This is a genomic window from Stenotrophomonas sp. 3diitr2024, from assembly GCF_042136455.1.
GTDB lineage: Bacteria > Pseudomonadota > Gammaproteobacteria > Xanthomonadales > Xanthomonadaceae > Stenotrophomonas > Stenotrophomonas sepilia.
This window is the reverse complement of the sequence record NZ_JBHHMJ010000132.1, coordinates 1-1,103: the sequence shown is the minus strand read 5'-3', so window position 1 is coordinate 1,103 and position 1,103 is coordinate 1. Positions and strand designations below refer to the sequence as shown.

At 66.1% G+C, this 1,103-nt stretch carries 1 protein-coding gene; it reads left to right on the top strand.

The features are described from left to right. Positions 1-1,055 (top strand): rod shape-determining protein RodA (gene rodA / locus ABGA94_RS03195; protein ID WP_375366367.1); only part of this gene is annotated, 1,055 nt, incomplete at its 5' end. Positions 1,056-1,103: the final 48 nt, after the last annotated feature.

Below are 1,103 nucleotides of genomic sequence, written 5' to 3'. Positions count from 1 at the left end.
ACTGGGTGCTGTGCCTGGCCCTGGGCGCGCTGATGGTGATTGGCCTGGCGACCCTGAAGAGCGCTGGTGGCGACAGCCTGGTGATGGCGCAGGGCGCGCGTTTCGCGGTGGGCACGGCCGCACTGTGGGGCATCTCGCGGGTGCCGATCCTGCGCATCCGCTCGGCCACGCCGATGATCTACGCGATCTCGATGATCCCGCTGCTGGCGGTGTTCGTGCTGGGCACCGGTAAATATGGCCGGCAGTGGCTGGACCTGAAGTTCTTCTACCTGCAGCCGGCCGAGCTGCTGAAGGTCAGCCTGCCGATGATGGTGGCGTGGTACCTGCACAAGATGCCGCTGCCGCCGCGCTTCAATACCGTGCTCGTGGCCTTGATCATCATCGGCGTACCCACCGGCCTGGTGATGCTGCAGCCGGACTTCGGTACCGGCGTGCTGATCGCCGCCAGCGGCGTGTTCGTGCTGCTGCTGGCGGGCCTGCCGTGGTGGTGGGTTGGGCTGGGCGTGGGCGGCGTGGCTGCGGTTGCGCCGGTGGCCTGGTTCTGGTTGCTGCGGCCGTACCAGAAGGACCGCATCATGATGTTCCTGGACCCGGAGATGGACGCGCTGGGCGCCGGCTGGAACATCATCCAGTCGAAGATCGCGATCGGTTCCGGTGGCTTCGATGGCAAGGGCTGGGGCGAAGGCTCGCAGTCGCACCTGAACTTCATTCCCGAGCAGACCACCGACTTCGCGTTCTCGGTGCTGAGCGAGGAGTTCGGCTGGATCGGCGTGGCCACCGTGCTGGCGCTGTACCTTGTGGTGATCGGGCGCTGCCTGTGGATCGCCAGCCAGTCACGCGATTCCTATTCGCGCCTGCTGGCGGGTGCCACCGGCCTGGCGTTCTTCGTCTACGTGCTGGTGAATGGCGGGATGATTTCCGGCCTGCTGCCGGTGGTAGGCGTGCCGATGCCGCTGATCAGCTACGGTGGTACCTCGGCGGTGTCGCTACTGGCCGGCTTCGGGCTGGTGATGGCGGTGCGCAGCCACAATCCAGTGCACGGCGGCTACGGTTGAGTCCGGCGTCGGGGTCAGATCCCTTTTTCCACAGGAAAAAGGGATCTG